Source organism: Brevibacillus dissolubilis (assembly GCF_006170445.1).
Lineage (GTDB): Bacteria > Bacillota > Bacilli > Brevibacillales > Brevibacillaceae > Brevibacillus_B > Brevibacillus_B dissolubilis.
This window is the reverse complement of the sequence record NZ_VCNA01000001.1, coordinates 496,604-516,678: the sequence shown is the minus strand read 5'-3', so window position 1 is coordinate 516,678 and position 20,075 is coordinate 496,604. Positions and strand designations below refer to the sequence as shown.

Annotated in this window: 19 protein-coding genes and 1 riboswitch; of the genes, 16 read left to right on the top strand and 3 right to left on the bottom strand. The window is 52.6% G+C overall.

The genetic code is table 11. From position 1 onward, the window contains the following. Nucleotides 1–74 precede the first annotated feature (74 nt). Nucleotides 75–248: a hypothetical protein gene (locus tag FGI41_RS24705; RefSeq protein WP_176560066.1), complete on the bottom strand. Its 174-nt coding sequence runs from the start codon at nt 246–248 to the stop codon at nt 75–77. A gap of 217 nt (nt 249–465) precedes the next feature. On the opposite strand from FGI41_RS24705, the gene FGI41_RS01455 reads away from it, so the two are divergent. The 3 genes from FGI41_RS01455 to FGI41_RS01445 are packed head-to-tail and all read left to right on the top strand — an operon-like array spanning nt 466 to nt 4,746. Then, nucleotides 466–1,770 carry an AAA family ATPase gene (locus tag FGI41_RS01455; protein ID WP_139488114.1) on the top strand — a complete coding sequence of 435 codons (1,305 nt, stop codon included), beginning with the start codon at nt 466–468 and terminating at the stop codon, nt 1,768–1,770. A 38-nt stretch (nt 1,771–1,808) separates the two neighbouring features. Further along, on the top strand, nt 1,809–3,518 hold the full coding sequence (locus FGI41_RS01450) for a hypothetical protein (RefSeq protein WP_139488113.1): 1,710 nt from the start codon (nt 1,809–1,811) through the stop codon (nt 3,516–3,518). 34 nt (nt 3,519–3,552) lie between these two features. Further along, nucleotides 3,553–4,746, top strand: a complete 1,194-nt coding sequence (locus FGI41_RS01445) for a glycosyltransferase family 2 protein (protein WP_176560065.1) — start codon at nt 3,553–3,555, stop codon at nt 4,744–4,746. Between the two features lie 123 nt (nt 4,747–4,869). Here FGI41_RS01445 and FGI41_RS01440 read toward each other — a convergent pair whose 3' ends face one another. Continuing rightward, nucleotides 4,870–5,745 carry a 5'-3' exonuclease gene (locus FGI41_RS01440; protein WP_139488111.1) on the bottom strand — a complete coding sequence of 292 codons (876 nt, stop codon included), beginning with the start codon at nt 5,743–5,745 and terminating at the stop codon, nt 4,870–4,872. 380 nt (nt 5,746–6,125) lie between these two features. On the opposite strand from FGI41_RS01440, the gene FGI41_RS01435 reads away from it, so the two are divergent. The 13 genes from FGI41_RS01435 to FGI41_RS01375 all read left to right on the top strand — a co-directional run bounded on the left by FGI41_RS01435 (nt 6,126) and on the right by FGI41_RS01375 (nt 19,235). Continuing rightward, a complete protein-coding gene (locus tag FGI41_RS01435; protein ID WP_139488110.1) occupies nt 6,126–6,332 on the top strand; it encodes an alpha/beta-type small acid-soluble spore protein in 207 nt (68 codons plus the stop codon). A gap of 178 nt (nt 6,333–6,510) precedes the next feature. Further along, entirely contained in the window at nt 6,511–7,722 is a 1,212-nt protein-coding gene (locus tag FGI41_RS01430) for a hypothetical protein (protein ID WP_139488109.1), read from the top strand. A 263-nt stretch (nt 7,723–7,985) separates the two neighbouring features. After that, nucleotides 7,986–8,267, top strand: coding sequence for a hypothetical protein (locus FGI41_RS01425; protein ID WP_139488108.1), 282 nt, complete (start codon nt 7,986–7,988; stop codon nt 8,265–8,267). Between the two features lie 292 nt (nt 8,268–8,559). Next, the gene (locus tag FGI41_RS01420; RefSeq protein ID WP_255298256.1) at nt 8,560–9,588 is read left to right on the top strand and encodes a peptidoglycan DD-metalloendopeptidase family protein; all 1,029 of its coding nucleotides are present in this window, start codon (nt 8,560–8,562) and stop codon (nt 9,586–9,588) included. A 53-nt stretch (nt 9,589–9,641) separates the two neighbouring features. Continuing rightward, nucleotides 9,642–9,825: riboswitch (cobalamin riboswitch) on the top strand. A 141-nt stretch (nt 9,826–9,966) separates the two neighbouring features. Continuing rightward, nucleotides 9,967–11,037: a nicotinate-nucleotide--dimethylbenzimidazole phosphoribosyltransferase gene (gene cobT / locus FGI41_RS01415; RefSeq protein ID WP_139488107.1), complete on the top strand. Its 1,071-nt coding sequence runs from the start codon at nt 9,967–9,969 to the stop codon at nt 11,035–11,037. Between the two features lie 48 nt (nt 11,038–11,085). Then, entirely contained in the window at nt 11,086–12,225 is a 1,140-nt protein-coding gene (gene cobD, locus FGI41_RS01410; protein ID WP_139488106.1) for a threonine-phosphate decarboxylase CobD, read from the top strand. Next, nucleotides 12,222–12,881, top strand: coding sequence for a bifunctional adenosylcobinamide kinase/adenosylcobinamide-phosphate guanylyltransferase (locus tag FGI41_RS01405; RefSeq protein WP_139488105.1), 660 nt, complete (start codon nt 12,222–12,224; stop codon nt 12,879–12,881). The genes cobD and FGI41_RS01405 overlap by 4 nt, the downstream gene beginning before the upstream one ends. A gap of 4 nt (nt 12,882–12,885) precedes the next feature. Then, nucleotides 12,886–13,788 carry an adenosylcobinamide-GDP ribazoletransferase gene (gene cobS / locus FGI41_RS01400; RefSeq protein ID WP_139488104.1) on the top strand — a complete coding sequence of 301 codons (903 nt, stop codon included), beginning with the start codon at nt 12,886–12,888 and terminating at the stop codon, nt 13,786–13,788. Then, complete coding sequence (locus FGI41_RS01395; RefSeq protein ID WP_139488103.1) at nt 13,788–14,381, top strand: histidine phosphatase family protein; 594 nt, start codon at nt 13,788–13,790, stop codon at nt 14,379–14,381. Before cobS ends, FGI41_RS01395 begins: the two co-directional genes overlap by 1 nt. Next, on the top strand, nt 14,381–15,073 hold the full coding sequence (locus FGI41_RS01390; RefSeq protein ID WP_139488344.1) for an adenosylcobinamide amidohydrolase: 693 nt from the start codon (nt 14,381–14,383) through the stop codon (nt 15,071–15,073). The genes FGI41_RS01395 and FGI41_RS01390 overlap by 1 nt, the downstream gene beginning before the upstream one ends. 21 nt (nt 15,074–15,094) lie before the next feature. Then, the gene (gene cbiB / locus FGI41_RS01385) at nt 15,095–16,087 is read left to right on the top strand and encodes an adenosylcobinamide-phosphate synthase CbiB (protein WP_139488343.1); all 993 of its coding nucleotides are present in this window, start codon (nt 15,095–15,097) and stop codon (nt 16,085–16,087) included. Between the two features lie 118 nt (nt 16,088–16,205). Continuing rightward, nucleotides 16,206–17,039 carry a GTP pyrophosphokinase gene (locus FGI41_RS01380; RefSeq protein ID WP_139488102.1) on the top strand — a complete coding sequence of 278 codons (834 nt, stop codon included), beginning with the start codon at nt 16,206–16,208 and terminating at the stop codon, nt 17,037–17,039. Nucleotides 17,040–17,675: 636 nt separating this feature from the next. Next, nucleotides 17,676–19,235 carry a catalase gene (locus FGI41_RS01375; RefSeq protein WP_255298276.1) on the top strand — a complete coding sequence of 520 codons (1,560 nt, stop codon included), beginning with the start codon at nt 17,676–17,678 and terminating at the stop codon, nt 19,233–19,235. A 229-nt stretch (nt 19,236–19,464) separates the two neighbouring features. Here FGI41_RS01375 and FGI41_RS24700 read toward each other — a convergent pair whose 3' ends face one another. Continuing rightward, nucleotides 19,465–20,028, bottom strand: coding sequence for an RBBP9/YdeN family alpha/beta hydrolase (locus FGI41_RS24700; RefSeq protein WP_176560064.1), 564 nt, complete (start codon nt 20,026–20,028; stop codon nt 19,465–19,467). Nucleotides 20,029–20,075 lie beyond the last annotated feature (47 nt).

Sequence of the window (20,075 nt, the reverse complement as noted above, 5' to 3'; positions counted from 1 at the left end):
ACAAAGACAAAAAAATCCCCCTGGTCACATCAGCAGACCATGCAGACCAATGAGACAGAGGGAGAGGGGGTATGCTATTTGCCGATTTGCTCGGAAGGACTATCCAATTTGCTGAAATGCAGCAAGCGCCAGATTTCCCACATCAAGTGGTGAGTCACTTGATCGAGTTCTTCGGTTCGATTGAGAATTTTGTATACCCGTTCCATGAGCACGGAGTATTCGTCTTCGCTCATCTGCAAGCGTGGCATGGTGTGTCCTCCTTCAGTCATGGGGCAGTATGCCGGAATACTACCCATTATTTCCAAGTCGTAGCATTGATTAATCAAAGTTGGCAGTTCACAACTAGCTTTTTTATATGGTTTGTGTCATCATTACTCCTATAAAAATACAGGAGGGAGGCGTTGGATCACCGGATCGGACAAGCAGGTTGGTCGGATGGTTCGGTAGGTTTGAACGCCGCAGTCGATGAAACCAAACGCAGCACAGCTACAACGAAAGGTCGAACAATCGATTGTACTGTTGGAGAAGCGTTTTTTAGAACGCAATGAATTGATCCGCCTGCTTTTTTTGGCGATGATGAGCGGGGAGAATGCCCTCTTAATCGGCCCGCCAGGCACGGCAAAATCCCAGCTGGCCCGTGCGATTGCACAGCTGTTTGGGACAGAGCATTGGTATGATTATCTGCTTACGCGCTTTACTACCCCAGATGAGATCTTTGGGCCGGTTTCCTTGACCCAATTGAAGCAGGACCAATACGTGCGCAAGACCAAGGGCTATTTGCCGACCGCACAGTTTGCCTTTTTGGACGAGATCTTCAAGGCCAACAGTGCGATCCTCAATGCCTTGTTGTCCATCCTCAACGAGCGCGTCTTTTTCAATGGACGTGAAAAAGAGCCTGTGCCGCTCCTGTTCCTCATCGCGGCATCCAACGAATTGCCGGAGGAAAATGAGCAGCTGGCTGCGCTCTATGACCGTTTTTTAATCCGTTATGAGGTGGAATATTTGAAGACGGCGTCCAGCTATGAGGCGATGTTTAATTTGCCGACAGAGCCGTTGCCAACCGTCTTTTCACTCTATGATGTTAAAGATGTGAAGGAAACCGCGCCAAATGTCACGATCCCCGAGTCAATCGTCTATTTTCTGTACAGACTCAAGCAGGATATGGAAGAAAAGGAATTCCTGATCTCCGACCGCCGTCTGAAAAAAATCGCACATGTCTGGCAGACGTCAGCAGTGCTCAATAACCGGGACGCTGTGACGATCTGGGATACCGTCTATACCCCGCATATGCTGTGGGATGTGCCGGAGGACCTGCCTGTGCTGACTGAGATTTTTGAGGCACGTTTTACCGAGGCGCTCAAGGCGGAGATCGAGAGCGAGCTGCCGCTGCGCCGCTACCAGCAGACCGCCGCCAGATGGATGGAGAAGGAAAGCGACCTGCATGCCTTCCAGTTCAAAAAAGAGATCGGCGCGAAGATGGGCAAGGAGCAGGCGGACAACTACCGCAACCTGCTTGAGGTCTGCCGTCAGGAAGTGGAAGACACCGCACGCGAGCTTCGCGGACGACTGGTCGAGTGGCAGCAAAAAGAGGGCGATCTGCCAGCTTACATATATAAAAAGAATTACTTCATTCTCAACGTGGAAAAATACGCGGTAAAGTACGCGCATCTGCGCATTGAGGGAGAGCGAATCCTCCAGATGTTACAGGGCTTGTACCGGACGATCTTTGACCGAGAGATTCCGGGCGTCGAGTACGATTACACCTTGTAGGGCATCCCTGTGTGCGGTTCGTGGCAGGAGGGGACGTCATGATCATACGTAGCAACCGCGTCGACCGATACGTGTTCGACGCGTATTTTCATTCATCCCGCGTGGCACAGGAGTGGATGGTGGAGGCGAGGGCGCGTGCTCCGTGGTTTGACAAGGAGCTGTTCGCCGATTTTTTCCTGTGCTTTTTTCTGGAGCATCCGGAAGTGGATGAGACCAAGGACGCGACACCGTTTCACCGCTGGATGATCCGTACCCTGCGCAAGCAGCATTTTTACCGGACGATCCATCCGCGGACGTACTCACAGGAGAGTGCGGCGTTCAAGACAGCGATCAAGGCGCTGATGTGGCTCACCGAGACCTATGCCGAAGAGGTCAAAAAGAAGGAAAAAGAACAGACTCCGATGGCCGCCGTCGGGATCAAGCAGAAAAAAGGACAGCAGGGCGAAGAGCCTACCACCTCGCTGACCGAACGACTCTCAGACAAGCAGGTGGAGCGGCTCAAGCTGATCGGCTACACGCTGCAGCAGGGCAAACGGATCGTCGAGGACAAGCAGGAAGCCTCTGACACCCGCCCGCTCGTGGAGGCCGAAATCCGAGAATTAAAGAAAAAAATCGAAGACCTGCAGGAAGAGATGCGCACCAACTACACCAAGCGCACCAAGCTTTTGCAAAAGGTCAAGAAAACCGAAGAGGAGCTGAATCAGCGCGAGAAGCAGCATGACCGTCTGGTGCGTCAGGAAAAGGAAGCAATCGAAGCGATTGAGCAGGAGCTGGGGCAATGGCTCGACCGCTCACTGCGGGAGTCGTTGGAAGGCGAAGAAGCAGACACCTCGTTTTTGCACGAGCTGATGCAGGCCAGCCAGCGGATTGCTAACCGGCGCTGGGGGACAGAGCTTGGCAAATTGCGTCGTCAGGCCCATGAGGAGTATCTGAAATGGGTAGATAAGCTGAAGCGTCATCCTGATCTGATCGAGTTCCTGCATGAAGTGGGACGCAATATCCATCATTTCCGGGTGAAGCGCAAGGAGATCCGCTCCCAGCAGATTCCAGAAGAGTATTACGACTTGAAGCAGTCGGGCGATATCTCGCATCTGCTGCCATCGGAACTTGCTCTGCTGGCTGACGAGGAAACTGAGATGTATTTCATGCTCAAATGGGTGGAGCAGAAGCTCTTTACCTACGATACGGTCGGCTGGGTGGAAGAACCGCCGAAAGGGCCTGTCGTCTGCATGCTGGATACCTCCCACTCGATGCGCGGCGGGAAGCTGAAGCTCGCGCAGATTTTTGTGATGACCTTCGCCGCGCTGGCGATGCTTGAGAAGCGGGATTTTCTCTTGATCTTGTTCGGGACCAAAGGTGAGCTTAAGGAGCAGCCGCTCTATTACCGTAAGCCGGATTGGACGGCATTCTATGGACTGGCACGAATGGCGTTTGGCGGTGGGACGAATTTTGACCTGCCGATTAAGCGAGGGATTGAGATCGTGGATCAGGGCAAGGCTTGGCGCGGGGCTGATTTTGTCATGGTGACAGATGGTATCGGACAGATTACGCCGTCAGTGCGTGACATGCTGGCTGATCTGGGCCGACGCAAGCAGGTCAAGCTGCACTCGCTGATCGTCGGGTCGGCCAGACAGCATCTGGTGCAGCAGTACGATATCCTTGGCGTGTCTCATCGTGTACGGTTTGCGACGACATGGGAGACGCGTGGGGATGAGGAGATGGGACTGTTGCTGGATGTATTTGAGTAAACTGCTGCAGATGGGTTGAGTAGGGATGGATGGTATGGATATTGTAGCTGGTGTTTTATTAGTGATATGGATTGTATTGATCGCGCTGGGATTGCCAGGGCTGGTGACGATTCGCCAGCTGCGTCCGCCGCGTAACAGCATGGACCCTCTAGCGGGCGAATCGGTTGATGAGACACTGCCCCGCATCAGTATCATCGTCGCCGCGCGCAACGAGGAACGGGGAATCGGGGAAGGGCTGCGGTCTTTGTTGCGGCTGGAGTACCCGGCGATGGAGATCATCGCGGTTAATGACCGTTCGACCGACCGTACCGGGGAGATCATGCGGGAGGTGGAGCAGGAGGTTGCGCAAGCTGGGGCATCATCGGGGGGGAACGCGCCACAGTTGCGTGTCATTGACATCACCGATCTTCCAAGAGGCTGGCTGGGCAAAAATCATGCCCTGTACCATGGCTCCCAGCATGCGACCGGCGAATGGCTGCTGTTTACCGATGCGGATATTGTCTTCAATCCGCAGGCGCTGACGATTGCGGTCAAGCACGCTTTGCATTACAAGCTTGATCATCTGGCGCTTACGCCGAATATGCGGATTAACAGTCTGCTTCTGCGTGCGCTTGTGATGTTTTTCATGTTTAACCTGATGCTGTTTTTCATGCCGCAATATGCCCGATTCAGCTGGTCGCCCGCCCATATGGGGGTTGGTGCGTTTAACCTGATCCGCAAGCAGGTATATGAGGCAATCGGTACACATGAAGTGATTCGGATGCGCCCGGATGATGACTTGCGGCTGGGCCGGCAGGTGAAGCTTCACGGCTTTCGTCAGGATTTTGCCATCGCGGATCAGTTGTTGTCCGTTGAGTGGTATGCATCGGTCGGGGAGATGATCCGGGGCTTGGAGAAAAACTCGCTGGCGCCGTTTGAGTACCGCATCTGGTTTTTGGTCGGCGGATTGATTCCGCTGCTGGCATTTTATCTGCTGCCGTTTATCGGGCCGTTGATTTCTTGGGGACTGGCACATACGCTGTTTTCGATTAATTTTGTGCTGTGCCTAGTCTACTTCACGATGCACGGCAAATTCTATCCGATGTGGTTCGTTTACTTTTTGCTGTGGCCTGTCACGGTGCCGATTTTTCTGTATGCGATTGGCAGAGCGGCGATCCTGACATGGTTGCGCGGCGGGATCGAATGGCGGGATACGCGGTATTCGCTCGCAGAGTTGAAGCAGAAGTAGGGAATACGAATGGTACTGTCAGATGAGATCAGGTAGCTGCTGCACTCATTACTCGTGCGTACGAATATGCAAAAAGGCTGTTGAGTCATCCTGTAAAGCAGGAGACCCAACAGCCTTTTTAATCTATCCGACGCGAGACACCAGCGCCTTGCCGAACTCCAGTTCCATGAACTTTTCCAGCACGCGCTCTTTTTCATACGACCAAGCTGCTTCCTCCAGAGACACTTCAACCGGCACATCCAGAAGAATCGTCGCCAGCTTGCGGCTCATGTAGACCTGTTCGCGGTGCTCTTCCAGCTTGGCACGCATTTTTGGAGTCAGAATGCCGAGGTTCTCATACAGCGTGTCGAGACAGCCGTGTTCGGTGATCAGCTTCACCGCTGTTTTTTCCCCGATACCAGGGCATCCAGGGATACAGTCGGAGGTATCGCCTTGCAGCGCTTTGACATCAATCACCTGCGCCGGGGTGATCCCGCGAAGCTCAAGCAGGCTCGCCGGGGTGTAGTGCTCATGCTTGCCGCCGTTTTTCAAGATTTTGACGCTGACCTTCTCGGACACCAGCTGCAGGCTGTCATAATCACCAGTAGCTACAGTCACGTCATGACCATCCTGGGCAAAACGGTTCGACAGAGTACCCAGCACGTCATCGCCCTCATACCCGGAAAGTCCGATATTTGGCACGGCAAAAGCTTCTGTCACTTCTTTTACCAGATTGAACTGCGGAATCAATTCGGCAGGGGGCTCCTGACGGTTGGATTTGTAGTTGTCATACCACTGGGTGCGGATCAGGGTCTCGCGAGCAGCGACGTCCCATGCGACGATCATATGAGTAGGCTTCACCAGATCTGCATAATCCAGCATCATTTTGGTGAAACCATAAACAGCATTCGTATACACACCTGTCGATGTCTGACGGATCGCACCTGACCACGAAGACGCGTAGAACGCGCGGAACAGGAAGCTCATCCCATCGATTAGGAGAAGTTTTGATTGTGTCATGTACCACACCTCTTTCTAAAAAAGACAATGAGACCATTATACCATGCTTGTCCACCGATATGGACTCTACGGAAAATTGGAAATAAAAAACAGGGTATGAAACAAAGAAAACTAGACAAGATAATATCAACAAAGCGGCACACCCCCACGACACATCGCATCAGCATCTCTTCAAAAAAAGAGTGAATAAGCCGCTCCACAGCAGGACAATATAAGAGAAACACCCCGCAAGGCAACAAGCTTACTACTCACCAACACACAGCATACGAAGTTGTTAGCAGCATTGAGGAGATTACCTCAAGCAAGCATCAAGATAACATCTTGAATGCTGCTAATGACCCTTAGCAGCAAAAAATTTTTAGAATGGAGAGTGAAAGGTTATGGCAAACAACAACGGCGGTTCCCGCAACAACCTTTTAGTCCCTCAAGCAAACCAAGCTCTTGATCAACTCAAATATGAGATCGCTTCTGAGTTTGGTGTACAACTCGGCGCAGACACTACTGCTCGCCAAAACGGTTCTGTCGGTGGCGAAATCACCAAGCGTCTGGTTTCTTTCGCAGAACAACAACTTGCTCAACGCGGTTAATAACACAAGTAAATATGTGGATGAGAAAGGGCACCCCTTGGGTGTCCTTTCTTCGGTTTGCTACCACTTTTACCTCGTAAAAAACCCAAAAATTTTAGGGAACACAGGAATATTTTTCGCATGACCGTTAAACAATAAGATTGGCAACACCATAGAATATCTGGAGGCGAAAATCAGAATGAACTACATACCAAACCAAGGTTTCACCACTGGTGCACAATCTGTGTTCCAACCAGGCTTTGCAGGTACAAACGTAAACCAAGTGCGTCAAGACATCGCTCGTGAAGGTGGCTTCAACAGCAACGTAGGTTTGTCTCCTGTAGGTTCACTCGGTACAGTAGGCGCTTACAATACGAATTATGGTGTTCCATATGGCGCAACCACTAATCAAGCCCTCCGTCCACAAGCATATGTAGGCGGCGTACAACCAGGCGGCATCCTCGCAACTGGCGCACAATCTGTATTCCAACCAGGCTTTGCTGGTACTGATGTAAACCAAGTACGTCAAGATATCGCACGTGAAGGCGGCTTCAACAGCAATGTAGGTGCATATGGCACTCAATACGCTGTTCCATATGTTACAACCACCAACCAAGCCCTCCGTCCACAAGCATATGTAGGTGGCGTGCAACCGGGCGGTATCCTGGCAACAAACGCACAATCTGTGTTCCAACCAGGTTTTGCAGGTACTGATGTAAACCAAGTGCGTCAAGATATCGCGCGTGAAGGCGGCTTCAACAGCAATTACGGTACGGTAGGTGCATTTGGCACAACCACTCAAGGCTACGGTCAAAACGTATATGGTCAAACTGCATACAACGCAGGAGTCCAGTCTGTGTTCCAACCAGGCTTCGCAGGTACGAATGTAAACCAAGTGCGTCAAGACATCGCACGCGAAGGCTTCAACAGCAACCTCGGTACAGTAGGTGCTTATGGCACAACCACTCAAGGCCTCGGTCAATCCGTATATGGTCAAACTGCATACAACGCAGGGGTTCAACCAGGCGGCATCTTGGCTAACAACGTACAAGCTGTCTTCCAACCAGGCTTCGCTGGCACTGATGTCCAACGCGTCCGTCAAGACATCGCACGCGAAGGCGGATTCAACAGCAACGTAGGCTATGGCGCTGCTCTTGGCACAACTAACGTAGGGCTGCAAGCATACAACACAGGTGTACAAGGATTTGTAGGTGGCGTCCAACCAGGTGGCCTCCTCGCTACAAGCGCACAAGATGTCTTCCAACCAGGTTTTGCCGGCACGGATGTACAACGTGTCCGTCAAGATATCGCGCGTGAAGGCGGCTTCAACAGCAATGTAGGCTACGGTGCTGCTTACAACACATTTGGTACACAAGGCTTTGCTCAACAAGGTCTCTACAACCGCTTCTAATCAAGCAATCCAATCGAATCACAGGATCAAGATCGGAAAGGGCGTCCCTCCACGGATGCCCTTTCTTTTTTTATGGGGATAAACGCACAAACGGCAGGAGCGGACTAGTCATATGGTATAGAAGACACGTCATCTCAAAGGAGGTGAAGTGCTATGTCATGTCGCAATGACGATTTTGTGCTCGTACTGGTGCTGTATATCCTGCTCGTAATCGTATTGGCAGCAGCAGACTAAGACCTGTGTGAGAGGGGAGTAGGTCATACATGAAAAAGAAAGATGTAAAAAAGCTGCTCAAAAAGCGCCCGGACTTTGAACAATGGCTCTTGGAAGACCCGGAACGCATCCGTCTGGTACGTAAAAAACCGTCAGAAACAAAAGGACTTTTGACCAAGTGGGAATCAGCGAAAAACAAAAAAGGTTTCGTACCGCAGGTTGACTTCCGCCGTCTCTCCGACAAAACCAAAAAAGTAAACGAAAAGCTAAACAAAATGCAAGGGATCTTGGAGCTGATGGCAGAGCAGTCAAAACGGCGTAATTTATTGTAAAGAATGGGCTGTCGACCAAGATGGGGTTGGCAGCCGTTCTTTTTTATAGGTGGTTACTCAGGGGCAGGAGGTGGAGAAATATCTGTTTTCCAGTCGCCTTTCCCCCACGTAAGTGGGGCCGGTCTCCTTACAAACAGATATTCCTCCCCCTCCTGTGCGTAACGAAACCTATTTAAAAAGAAGACTGCCTTGAAATATAAAAAAATAAAAGAACTTTGTGGGAGTAAACCATAAGGAGTTGTCGTTTTTTCCCATTCACCCGATATACTAGTAAGAGAAGGGGGAATTTTCGATGCGGAAGAGAAAAACCTCAAAGCGAACGGGAACAAGAGCATTGATCACGGCGAGGCTTGGTCTTTTGGCAGTGGGCGGGGTACTTGTATATGGGACGGGCTCTATGGTCACAGATGGTACTTTTGCGGGTGATTCTGTTTTTACAATGGAGACGGCATCGAACCCGATGTCGGGCGAGGCTCCTGCTGCGGTTACAGCAATGGCACCAGTCCAACCCAATCCATCATCTGCCGAGCCCACAACCTCACAACAGCCGACAGTGGCTACCTCAATCACCGTCCAACCTAACACAGTCTACCCCGGCGATGTTATCCTGATCCGCAGCCAGGCCGCCACATCCGTCCAAGTGTTCAACCAAACCTACAAATTAAAAGAGGTCAACGGCGAATACGCCCGATTCATCCCTGTCCCGATCTCAGCCAAGCCATACACCTATACCGTCCAGTCCACAGATCAAAAGATGAGCCAGACCTTTACCATCGCAGCCAAAACGTTTGACACCGATGCGATCACCGTCAGCAAGCAGATGAACAGCATGAGGCAAAACACCGAACGAATCGACGCGGATCAGCTCAAGATCAACAAAGCGCGGTCACAGTCTGCACCGACACCGTATTTTACCGGGCCATTCGTGATGCCAGCCAAAGGCGAGTTGACCACTCCCTACGGCTATCAGCGCGTCGTGAACGGACAACCAGCCAACCGCCATCTCGCTATTGATATCGCGAATAAAGAAGGGACACCCATCATCGCCAGCCACAACGGAAAAGTGGTGTTGGCCGACAGCATGTATCTGACTGGGAATACGATTATTATCGATCACGGCATGAATCTGTTCTCGATTTACGCGCACCTGTCCAAGCTGGATGTCAAAGTGGATCAGCCGGTCAAGCAGGGGCAGATTATCGGGCGTCTGGGTACGACTGGTTTTTCCACCGGGCCGCATCTGCACTATGGGATGCTGGTCGGCAACACGTACATCAATCCCAATCCATTTTTCCAAGACTCGCCTTATGAATGGAAATAACCTTTTCAACCTATGTTCGCTGTGCTACCTTATAGATAGGAACGACATAAGACAATTGCATACGAGCTGTAGGTGCCTCTCATCTAAGAGGAGAATAGGGAAGATAAACAACGCGGGCCCGCCACTGTATTCGGGGAGCTCGCCGCAGTCACTGGCCGGTAACCGGTTGGGAAGGCGTGCGGCAGGGAAGAGCAACGATCCGAGAGCCAGGAGACCTGCCTACAGTCGACAGAAGTACATTCTCGCAGGTGTGGGATGTACCTCTTGGCCTGGCATGCCAAGGTTTTCTTCGTCTGCCATTGTGCCGAATCGTCCACCCTGCTCCGCGCAACCACCACAAGCGCAGGAGCTTTATTTTTGTGGAGGAGGAATCACGTAATGACGATTTTGACCCGAGCAACATTGAATCAATGGACATCCCGCGTAGCCGAACCGGACATGCAGGCAGCAGAGGCGGTGCGCCGTGCGCTGCTGTGCAAGTCCAAGCCACCGGAGAGTCTGGGATTATTAGAAGATATGGTGATACGCCTCGCTGCGATTACGGGTGAACATAAGCCTTTGATCGCTAAAAAAGATGTCGTCATCATGTGCGGCGACCATGGTGTTGTAGCAGAAGGGGTAAGTGCATTTCCCCAGGAAGTGACGGGCTTGATGATGAGTAACTTCGCTGTGGGCGGTGCTGCGATCAACGTGCTGTCCAGACAGATGGGCGCTGACGTCCATGTGATCGACATCGGCAGCAAAGCAACCGAGCTGCCCCCACAGGTGATCAACCGCAAAGTAAAAGCAGGCACGGACAACATGGCACAAGGCCCTGCGATGAGCGAGGCCGAGGCGATCCAAGCAATCTTGACAGGTATCGAAGTGGCGGAGCAGCTCGTTGAAGCAGGCAGCACCCTGTTTGCCTTGGGTGAGATGGGGATCGGCAACACGACACCAAGCGCGGCTCTCGTCAGTGTATTGATTCAAAACAATCAGCCAACAGGTATCGTCGGGCGCGGTACAGGAATCGATGATCAGGTACTAAGCCACAAAGAACAGGTGATCGCACGCGCCATCGAGGTGAATCAGCCGAACCCAGACGATGCACTGGATACCTTGGCAAAAGTAGGCGGGCTGGAAATCGCGGGCCTTGTCGGTGTGATTATCGGAGCGGCTATCCATCACCGTCCTGTGCTCTTGGATGGGGTGATCGCCTCAGCGGCTGGTCTGGTCGCGGTACGGCTTGCACCTGTGCTTCGTCATTATCTTTTTGCGACACACTTGTCTGTGGAGCCTGCCCATGCCGTCATCCTGCGGGAGATCGGGTTACAGCCGTGTTTACATATGAATATGCGATTGGGTGAAGGAACGGGTGCGGTTCTGGCAATGCCGCTGTTGGAAGCAGCCTGCCGGATTCTGCATGAGATGGCCACCTTCTCCGATCTGGGCCTCCCTGATCCTGTCTAAGCCCGCAACGAAGCGGGGAATTACATAACCGTAAGAAAGGAAACCTTTATGAAATGGATTGAACAATACGGGCACGGCGGCGATATCTGGTCAGCCGCGAAAACGTTTGGCACAGAAGCGTCCGACCTGCTCGATTATAGCGCCAACATTAATCCGCTGGGGGTCCCAGACAGCCTGTTTCCCGCCCTCCAGCGGGCACTGCCGGAGATTATCCGCTATCCCGATCCGATCTGCCGCAATCTTCGCGCCAAGCTCGCCATTCAGTATGAGGTTGCCCAAGAGCAGATTCTGATCGGTAATGGCGCAGCCGAATGCATCCAACTGGCTGTCACAGCCTTGCAACCAGAGCGGGTAGGGATCATCTACCCGTCTTTTTCCGAGTATGAGGCGGTGGCGAGTAAGGCAGGGTGTGAGATCGTGCCGCATTTTACAGAGCGGGAGGATGCGTTTCTGCCTCGGATAGAGGCGCTGTTGAACCTGATCAAGCGGGTCGACATGCTGTTCATCGGGCATCCGAATAATCCGACGGGCAATCATCTCGGTCTCGAAGAGCTTACCGCAGTGGCAGAGCAATGCCGCAAATTCGACGTGACCCTGTGCGTGGACGAGGCGTTTCTTGACTTTTTGCCGGATGGAGAAGAGTTGTCGCTCCTGCCAAGACTCGCTGAGTTCCCGAATGTCCTGCTGTTTCGCTCCATGACCAAGATCTACGCGATCCCCGGACTGCGCCTCGGCTACTGTATCGGGCATCCCGAAATCATCGAGCGGCTCAGCAGTCAAAAAATCCCATGGAGCGTCAACCACCTGGCCCAAGCCGCCGGTGAAATCCTATTGGACGAGCAAGAATACATACAGAAGACCCAAGCCTTCGTGACAGAAGAGCGGATCTGGCTCAAAGAACGGCTCACGGCCTGCAAGTCGATCCACGTCTTTCCCAGCAAAACCAACTACCTGCTCCTGCATGTTCACGGCCTCACCTCCTACGCCATCCAGCAGAGCATGGCGGAAAAAGGCATCCTGATCCGCAACTGCAGTATGTATCCTGGGCTTGGTGAAGGCTACCTGCGTGTCGCAGTCAAGACGCGTGCAGAAAATGAGCGAATGGCCGATACGCTCATCCAAGTGGTCCGCGGGCTTCGAGAGGGCAGACCCTCTGTGCTGCGGAGTGCAGAGGAGGGGCTGCGATGAGTATCGTATTGATCACAGGCGGAATCCGCTCGGGAAAAAGTGCTTTTGCAGAAAAAATCGCAGAGGAGCTGGGAGGTCAAGACGGGGTGCTCTATTTCGCCACCGGACAGGCGTGGGACGATGAGATGAAGGCGCGGATCGACCTGCACCAAGTTCGCAGACCGGGAAAATGGGGAACGTGTGAGGAGCCGCTCAAGCTGGTGGAGACCGTAGAGCGGATCGCGCAGGGGAGTCTCCTGGGGATCGGGCATCAAGGGGCAGATCATGAGGGAGAAAGCTGTACCCAACCACCGTCTAAGACTGGCGATGCCACAGAATCGGCTCCCGCTTACCGCGTCGTCCTGCTCGACACCCTCTCCGGCTGGATCGCCAACCTGCTGATGTCCTATCCCGAATCCGAATGGGGAACCCAACATGTGCGGGAAAAAGTGGCAGTGGAGACAACCCGTTTTCTGCAAATCTGTCAGGAGTCCGATCTTGACTGGGTGATCGTCAGCGACGAAGTAGGGCTTGGCGGTGTGGCTGCGACCTCGCTTGGCCGTGCCTTTCAGGACGCAGTGGGACGTGCCAATCAGCTGGTGGCGGACGCTTCGGAGACGTTTATGTTTGTCCTGTCCGGTCAGCCCTTGTATCTAAAAGGAAGCAGGGAGGGATGACGGGGTGAACGCTTTTTTCCAAGCACTTACATTTCTCACGAGAATCCCAGTCCGCTTCCAAGCCAAACCAGAAGCATGGGCCAAAAGCACGGCGTACTATCCGCTGGTCGGACTTATCATCGGTATGATTGTTGCTGTTGTGGCGGTCTTGCTGTCACCGTTCCTGCCGACGATGTTGATCGCCGTTCTCACACTGGTCTGCTGGATTTGGCTGACGGGCGGTCTGCATCTGGACGGGCTGATGGATACGGCTGACGCAGTGGGGTCATCACGCAGTCGGGAGCGGATGCTGGAGATTATGAAAGACAGCCGCGTCGGAGCGATGGGTGTGATCGCCGCTGTTTTGGTCGTTCTGGTCAAGTTCACCGCGATTGTCTCGATCATAGATGGTATCCGAGAGACGATGGCCCTGTCTTTTTCCGGATGGGAAGATACGAAGCCACTGGTTCCATTGTTTGGCACGTGGGGTGGAGATCTTGTTTTTAAGCTGGCAGGCGGGCACTTGTTCACGATTGCACGTGATTTTTTCGAGATAGCCGGACTGTTGGTTACGATGCTGCTCATCCCGCCGATTTTAGCCCGGGCCGGGTTGCTGCTTTCGATTTATTTTTGGCCGTACCTGAATGCCAATGGAGGGATCGGCTCTGGTATGAAGGAAGGTCTCACCCCGTTGCGGCTTGCAGTGGCCCTGCTTTTGGCCGCAGGGACCGTTCTGTGGATCAGCGGTACCATCGGGGGATTGCTTTTCCTTATCGTTTGGCTTATTATTACAATCCGCTTTAATCGTCGTATGCAAAAGCTGCTCGGCGGGCTGACAGGTGACACGTATGGTTGCCTGACCGAGATCACCGAGACGGCTTTGCTTGTAACCGGAGCTTTTATCGTACATATGGGAGGTCTTATTTGATGCTGACATTGATCTGGGCGCGTCATGCCGTGACGACAGAGAACCAGCAAAAACGCTATATCGGCCATCACGATGCACTCTTGTCTGAGACAGGCATCGAACAGGCCAGACAGCTAGGCGAAAAGTTAAAAGACGTGCGGATCGACGCCGCTTACAGCAGTGACCTGCAACGTGCCGTCCGTACCGCCGAAGCGATTGCCAGCCATCACCCGGGGTTGACCGTGGAGAAGACGGAGGATTTGCGTGAGATTGCCTTCGGGCGCTGGGAAGCGAAAACCTATGACGAGTTGTTCCCGACCGAGGGTGATGCATTGGTGCGTTTTTATGATGATCCATGGGAGCATAAGCCGACAGATGGAGAGTCGCTTGATGATATGCAAAAGCGGCTGGAGTCTTTCTTGGCGCGCTTGCTCAGCCGCCATGGAGACGGGGAGACGGTGCTTGCCGTGAGTCACGGGGGGATGATCAAGCTGTTCCTGACGCTTTATATCGACCGTGATCCGAAGCGGTATTTTGAGCAGACGATGCTGCATGGGACGAGTCTGACGTGTCAGTACGATGAGCAGACAGGGGAATGGAGTGTCGTCAGTTGATGGCTGATGAGGTGGGGAGTATCCCTGATCTATGTGTAACCATCACCGACGATCAGCTCACGGTTACGTATCCACCTGGTTTACGCACATTCTCCAGCGCCTTGTGGGGAGGCGGACTGCACCGGGACGTCAGCCTGATCCTCAACCAGCGTGTCGGCGCTGACTACTCCTCGATGGAGCCCGTTCAAGACATCGTACAGCGAATCCGTGAAAAAGGAGCAGACCCCACACGCGCCATCGGACTCCTCACTGCCGCCAATGTAGCAGAAGCCGGGATTCGTGTGGCGAGCGGGCCAGAGTTCTGCCTCTGCGCGATCGTCACAGCAGGTGTCGGCAATGCCGTTCGCGCAGGTCATGCCCCCAACCGTTACTCTGCTTACTTCGCCGACACGATCAATACCATCGTGATCCTCGACGCCAAGCTGACAGATGCCGCGCTGATCAATGCGGTTATCACTGCCACCGAGGCAAAAACCGCTGCCCTGCAGGATGCCGGTCTCACCGACAATGCAGGCAGCACGGTCACCGGGACGACAACCGATGCCGTGGCGATCGCCTGTACGATGTCCCATACATACCGCTACACCCATCAATATGCCGGCAGCGCCACTGAGATCGGTCATGCGCTGGCGACTGCCGTCCATCATGCCACCCTTGATGCCGTATATCGTGAAAAGATTCGAAAGGGTTGAACAAGGAGCGTAACGATCGTGATTCATTCCTGGTTTCCTTTGACTGTTTTACTTGCATACATACTCGACCTGATCATCGGCGACCCGCGCTGGCTGCCCCATCCTGTCATCGGCATGGGCAAGCTGATCACCAGAGTCGATCGGCTGATCCGTCCGATCTATGAATCGCTCAAGCGAAAAAGGGGCGAAGCCAGATGGCTGGGCCGCCTGCTGGGCCTGCTGTTTCCAATCGTCTTGGTCAGCACCGCTTTTTTGATCCCGTTTTGGTTATTATATCTATTGAACCAATTCAGTCCAGTTCTGGCAGCAGTCACAGAGGTGTTCCTGATCGCAACCACGATTGCCACGAAGGGTCTAGCACAGGCAGGCCAGGCGATTTATCAGGAGCTGATCAAAGGTGATCTGCCACAGGCACGCTTCCAGCTCTCCATGGTCGTCGGGCGTGATACCGACCAGCTCGATGAAAAAGAAATCACCCGTGGCGCAGTGGAGACGGTAGCGGAAAATATCGTAGATGCCGTGACAGCACCACTCTTGTTTGCACTCATCGGCGGTGCTCCGCTGGCACTCGCTTATCGGGCAGTCAACACGCTGGACTCGATGGTAGGCTACAAAAATGAAAAATACCGCGACTTAGGCTGGGCCTCTGCGCGATTGGACGATATTTTCAATTTTTTTCCTTCACGAATCACCTTTTTGTTTGTTATAATATTTGCTTGGTGCATGAGATTAGACGCCAAAGGAGCATGGAAAATGGGTCTGCGCGATGCCCGTAAGCATCCGAGTCCCAACAGCGGCTGGACCGAGTCGTCTGTGGCCGGCGCCCTGCGGATTCAACTGGGCGGGGTGAATTATTATCAAGGTGTGGAGTCCAATCGTGCCCGGATGGGGGAGCCTTATACGCCACTGGTGCCCCGGCATATCCGAGATACGATTCGGCTGCATATCGCCACGACGGCAGGTTATATGCTCGTTGGTGTCCTAATTGTATGGTTAACACGAACATATTATTAATTTTTTAAGTTAATGTAAATTTATTAGGGTTTGCAGGAACATGCAGTTTTTTGACGAATTATTCAATTTGTCTACGTTACCCTATGTTTTACGCTCTTTTATGGAGGTACATCCATTTATGACCCCTACACATATCCCGAACATTCCTAAGAAGGTTCTGAACAATCTCGTCAGCTTTTTAGCCCCGTATGAACAGGCCGTTGACGAACTGAAACTAAAGCTCAAGGGAATTAAGTACGGCTTTCTCAAAAACGGCCGCTACTCTCCGATTGAGTTCGTTGTCGGCCGCGTCAAAAAAACCGACAGCTTACTGCGCAAAGCCGTGGAAAAACGGATCGACTTCAACCAGGACGACTGGCAGGAAGTCATCAAGAATGAGATCACTGACATTGCCGGTCTCCGCTGCGTCTGCCGATATATCGACGACGTCCGTGAGGTTCAGCAATTGATACAGATGCGCGAAGATATTCAAATCTATGATGTAAAAGACTATATTGACGCCCCGAAAGAGTCCGGTTACCGCAGTATCCACATGATCGGCACGTACACGGTCTACTCCGGCGGGGAAAAATGGACACTGCCGTGTGAGATTCAGATCCGCACGCTCGGCATGAACTTCTGGGCTGTCAACGAGCATGAGCTTCGCTACAAGTACGACGGCAAAATCCCAGATGACGTTATGCAGCAGCTCTCCACAGCATCTACGATTACCAATCAGCTGGATGAGCTGATGAATAATCTGCGTCAAGAGATTATGACGCCGATGCCTGTTTTGGTGGACAACAATCTGGAAGAAAAATTGGAAGAGATCTTCTCATTATGCGTAAGGCAGAATTATGAGTCGGCCGCTGCGCTTTATAAAGAACATTTTAGTGGATTTGAAGAGGTTTTCTTGGATAATCCGAAGTTCCGCATGATTTATGACATGCTGGGGAAACGGTTAAAACGCTAGGGGTGAAGGTTGCCCCTGGCTTTTTTTATTATGCGGATTGATGTTGGCTTTGGTGGCCGAGAGGGAGCGGCTGGAAAATCGCTTGCCTTCTTGAAAATCCGCAAGGATGATGGGGGTGTCCGCTGCGAAAAAAGCGCTGGCTTGTCCGTGTCAAAAAGGTTCGAAGAAGCGTATTCAACGAAGGGGTTTGCCACTGGGAGAGATCCAAGATGTAAAGGGACGCCAGCGCTTTTTTCTCCGCTGAGCGGGATTTCCAAAGAGGCGCGCACTTTGCCAGCCGCTCCCTCTCGGACGGGGCAGCAGTAGAATCCACAAAACAAAAAAGCCATGGGAAGAAAGAATAAATAAAAATAAAAAGATTAAAAAGAGCGAGGATTCAGGGGAGGGGAAAAATTAGGAGCAAAAACGCGAGTACATTCTGCAACGTGTGTTATGCTATCTCAATCTTACTTATCCTGATGCAATTTCTACGTAAAGCGATCCTTTCTCCTGCGTATCTTTCAACTCCTCATTGGATACAATGCCCATTTGTAGAGAAATTTTTTCTTGAAGGGCGGGACTCGTATGAACAATAATCAGAACCAAGATCCGACAGGACAGGCTGTGGATGGTGTAGGCAGCGCTTCTGACCCGCGCATGGGCAAGGGTGAGACGGAGATGACGCTTACGGACCGTCAGGGGCATCCGATCTCGGACAACCAGAATGTCAGAACGGTGGGCAACAGAGGTCCAGTGACTCTGGAGAACTATCATTTCTTGGAAAAAATTTCTCACTTTGATCGTGAGCGGATTCCAGAGCGTGTCGTGCATGCCCGTGGAGCAGGGGCGCATGGTTATTTTGAGGCGTATGGAACCGTAGGGACAGAGCCTGTCTCCAAGTACACCAGAGCCAAGCTTTTCCAAGAAAAGGGCAAGCGTACACCTGTTTTTGTCCGTTTTTCCACAGTGGTGCACGGTGGTCATTCATCGGAGACAGAGCGAGATCCACGTGGTTTTGCGGTGAAATTCTATACCGAGGACGGTAACTGGGATCTGGTCGGCAACAACCTCAAGATCTTCTTTATCCGCGATCCGCTGAAGTTCCCTGACATGGTGCACTCGTTCCGCCCTGATCCGGTGACCAACTTGAGCGATCCAGAGAGAATGTTCGATTTCCTCTCCAATACACCGGAAGCGACTCATATGGTGACATTCATCTTCTCGCCATGGGGCATTCCGGCCAACTATCGTCAAATGCAAGGCTCAGGCGTCAATACATACAAATGGGTGAACCAAGACGGTGTAGGTGTTCTGGTGAAATACCACTGGGAGCCGAAGCAGCCGATCAAGAACCTTTTGGCTAAAGAAGCGAGCCAGATCCAAGCGTACAACACTAGTCATGCCACCCAAGACTTATATGAAGCAATCGAACGCGGCGAGTATCCGGAATGGGAGCTGTGCGTACAGGTCATGGAGGATGGAGAGCATCCAGAGCTTGATTTTGATCCGCTCGATCCGACCAAGCTGTGGCCACAGGATCAGTTCCCGTTCCTGCCGGTAGGACGCATGGTGCTAGACCGCAATCCACAAGACTACTTCGCAGAGGTAGAGCAGGCGGCATTTGGTACAGGCGTGCTTGTCGATGGTCTGGACTTCTCCGATGACAAGCTGCTTCAAGGCCGTACCTTCTCCTACTCCGATACCCAACGCTACCGTGTAGGTACCAACTACCTGCAACTCCCGATCAACGCCCCGAAAAAACACGTGGCGACCAACCAGCGCGGCGGTCAGATGGAGTACAATGTGGATCGTGCCCCAGGTCAGAACCCGCACGTCAACTACGAACCATCCACCATCGACGGACTTCGCGAAGCGCCAAAATCGGGTGAACCACATGAGCCGCACTACAACGCCAAGCTCGTGCGTGAGAAGATCGACCGCCCCAACGATTTCAAGCAGGCAGGGGAGACTTACCGCGCGTTTGATGATACCGAGCGTGACGAGCTGATCTCCAACCTGGTAGGCGTCCTCAGTGTCTGTGCTCCGGCAATCCAAGAAAAGATGATCAGCTACTTCACCCAAGCCGACCCTGACTATGGCCGCCGAGTGTCAGAGGGTCTTGCCAAAGCTCCCAAAAACCCTGGGCGTGTCTTTCGCGCTGCACAACAGGTGGCAAATCAAGTGGATCAGATGGGCCATCAAACAGATGGCTATTAATCGGCGAACAGAATTTACCGTAATACGATACCTGTAATACCGAATGAAGTAGGTACATAACCGGACAAGCATCGATAAACCGGACAACCTAAAATAACCGCTCTTACTGCGAACGCCCGCCCTTTCTCAACAACAGGGAGGGTGCCACAATAAGAGCGGTTTTTTTCTTACATATACGTCCTGTGACGAGTCTGCTGACGGGAGCGGGCAGGTACAGTCCGCAGACCGACTACATAACTCCTTTTCGCAAGCACTGCTCCAATATCCAAGACCACTCTCCATGCCCAGACGCGGTATTGATATGCCCCATGTTCGGAAATACCACAGCAGGCGCGCCCAACTGCATATAATGGGTCGCCTCCTCCAGACTGCAATACGGATCATCTGACGACATCACGAACAAGGTCTCGTGAGAAGCCTGTTTCAGATCAGCCTCCACCAACGGTACCGGGGAGAAGCTCGCCGCTTCCGGAATCACCAGCGAAGGGGCAGGAGGTGCGACCAGAATCGCCCGCTGTACGATCCGCGCAGGCCCTGTCGCGGCATGATGCAGCCAGAGCAGACAGCCGCAGCTGTGCGTAACCACGGTGACCTGATGATCAGCCGGGATCTGTTCCATCGCAGCGGCAAGCTCCTGCAGCCAGACATCCTTTTGTGGTGTATCAAAGTCTGTAAAGGTAGGATAGTGGACATCCAGCCCCTTTTGTCTCAATTCTACCGCTAACCACGACTGCCAATGCTGTGGGCCGCTTCCACCCAGACCGTGGAGGAGCAACAAGCTTTGTTTTTCCATGTATGGCTGACCTCCTGAATAAGTCAATATGTTGCCTACATTATAAG

Bases quoted from the DNA above. Each gene is read 5' to 3' on its own strand.
- FGI41_RS24705 (WP_176560066.1), bottom strand. From the start codon at position 248: ATGCCACGCTTGCAGATGAGCGAAGACGAATACTCCGTGCTCATGGAA.
- FGI41_RS01455 (WP_139488114.1), top strand. From the start codon at position 466: ATGAAACCAAACGCAGCACAGCTACAACGAAAGGTCGAACAATCGATT.
- FGI41_RS01450 (WP_139488113.1), top strand. From the start codon at position 1,809: ATGATCATACGTAGCAACCGCGTCGACCGATACGTGTTCGACGCGTAT.
- FGI41_RS01445 (WP_176560065.1), top strand. From the start codon at position 3,553: ATGGATATTGTAGCTGGTGTTTTATTAGTGATATGGATTGTATTGATC.
- FGI41_RS01440 (WP_139488111.1), bottom strand. From the start codon at position 5,745: ATGACACAATCAAAACTTCTCCTAATCGATGGGATGAGCTTCCTGTTC.
- FGI41_RS01435 (WP_139488110.1), top strand. From the start codon at position 6,126: ATGGCAAACAACAACGGCGGTTCCCGCAACAACCTTTTAGTCCCTCAA.
- FGI41_RS01430 (WP_139488109.1), top strand. From the start codon at position 6,511: ATGAACTACATACCAAACCAAGGTTTCACCACTGGTGCACAATCTGTG.
- FGI41_RS01425 (WP_139488108.1), top strand. From the start codon at position 7,986: ATGAAAAAGAAAGATGTAAAAAAGCTGCTCAAAAAGCGCCCGGACTTT.
- FGI41_RS01420 (WP_255298256.1), top strand. From the start codon at position 8,560: ATGCGGAAGAGAAAAACCTCAAAGCGAACGGGAACAAGAGCATTGATC.
- cobT (WP_139488107.1), top strand. From the start codon at position 9,967: ATGACGATTTTGACCCGAGCAACATTGAATCAATGGACATCCCGCGTA.
- cobD (WP_139488106.1), top strand. From the start codon at position 11,086: ATGAAATGGATTGAACAATACGGGCACGGCGGCGATATCTGGTCAGCC.
- FGI41_RS01405 (WP_139488105.1), top strand. From the start codon at position 12,222: ATGAGTATCGTATTGATCACAGGCGGAATCCGCTCGGGAAAAAGTGCT.
- FGI41_RS01395 (WP_139488103.1), top strand. From the start codon at position 13,788: ATGCTGACATTGATCTGGGCGCGTCATGCCGTGACGACAGAGAACCAG.
- FGI41_RS01390 (WP_139488344.1), top strand. From the start codon at position 14,381: ATGGCTGATGAGGTGGGGAGTATCCCTGATCTATGTGTAACCATCACC.
- FGI41_RS01380 (WP_139488102.1), top strand. From the start codon at position 16,206: ATGACCCCTACACATATCCCGAACATTCCTAAGAAGGTTCTGAACAAT.
- FGI41_RS01375 (WP_255298276.1), top strand. From the start codon at position 17,676: ATGGGCAAGGGTGAGACGGAGATGACGCTTACGGACCGTCAGGGGCAT.
- FGI41_RS24700 (WP_176560064.1), bottom strand. From the start codon at position 20,028: ATGGAAAAACAAAGCTTGTTGCTCCTCCACGGTCTGGGTGGAAGCGGC.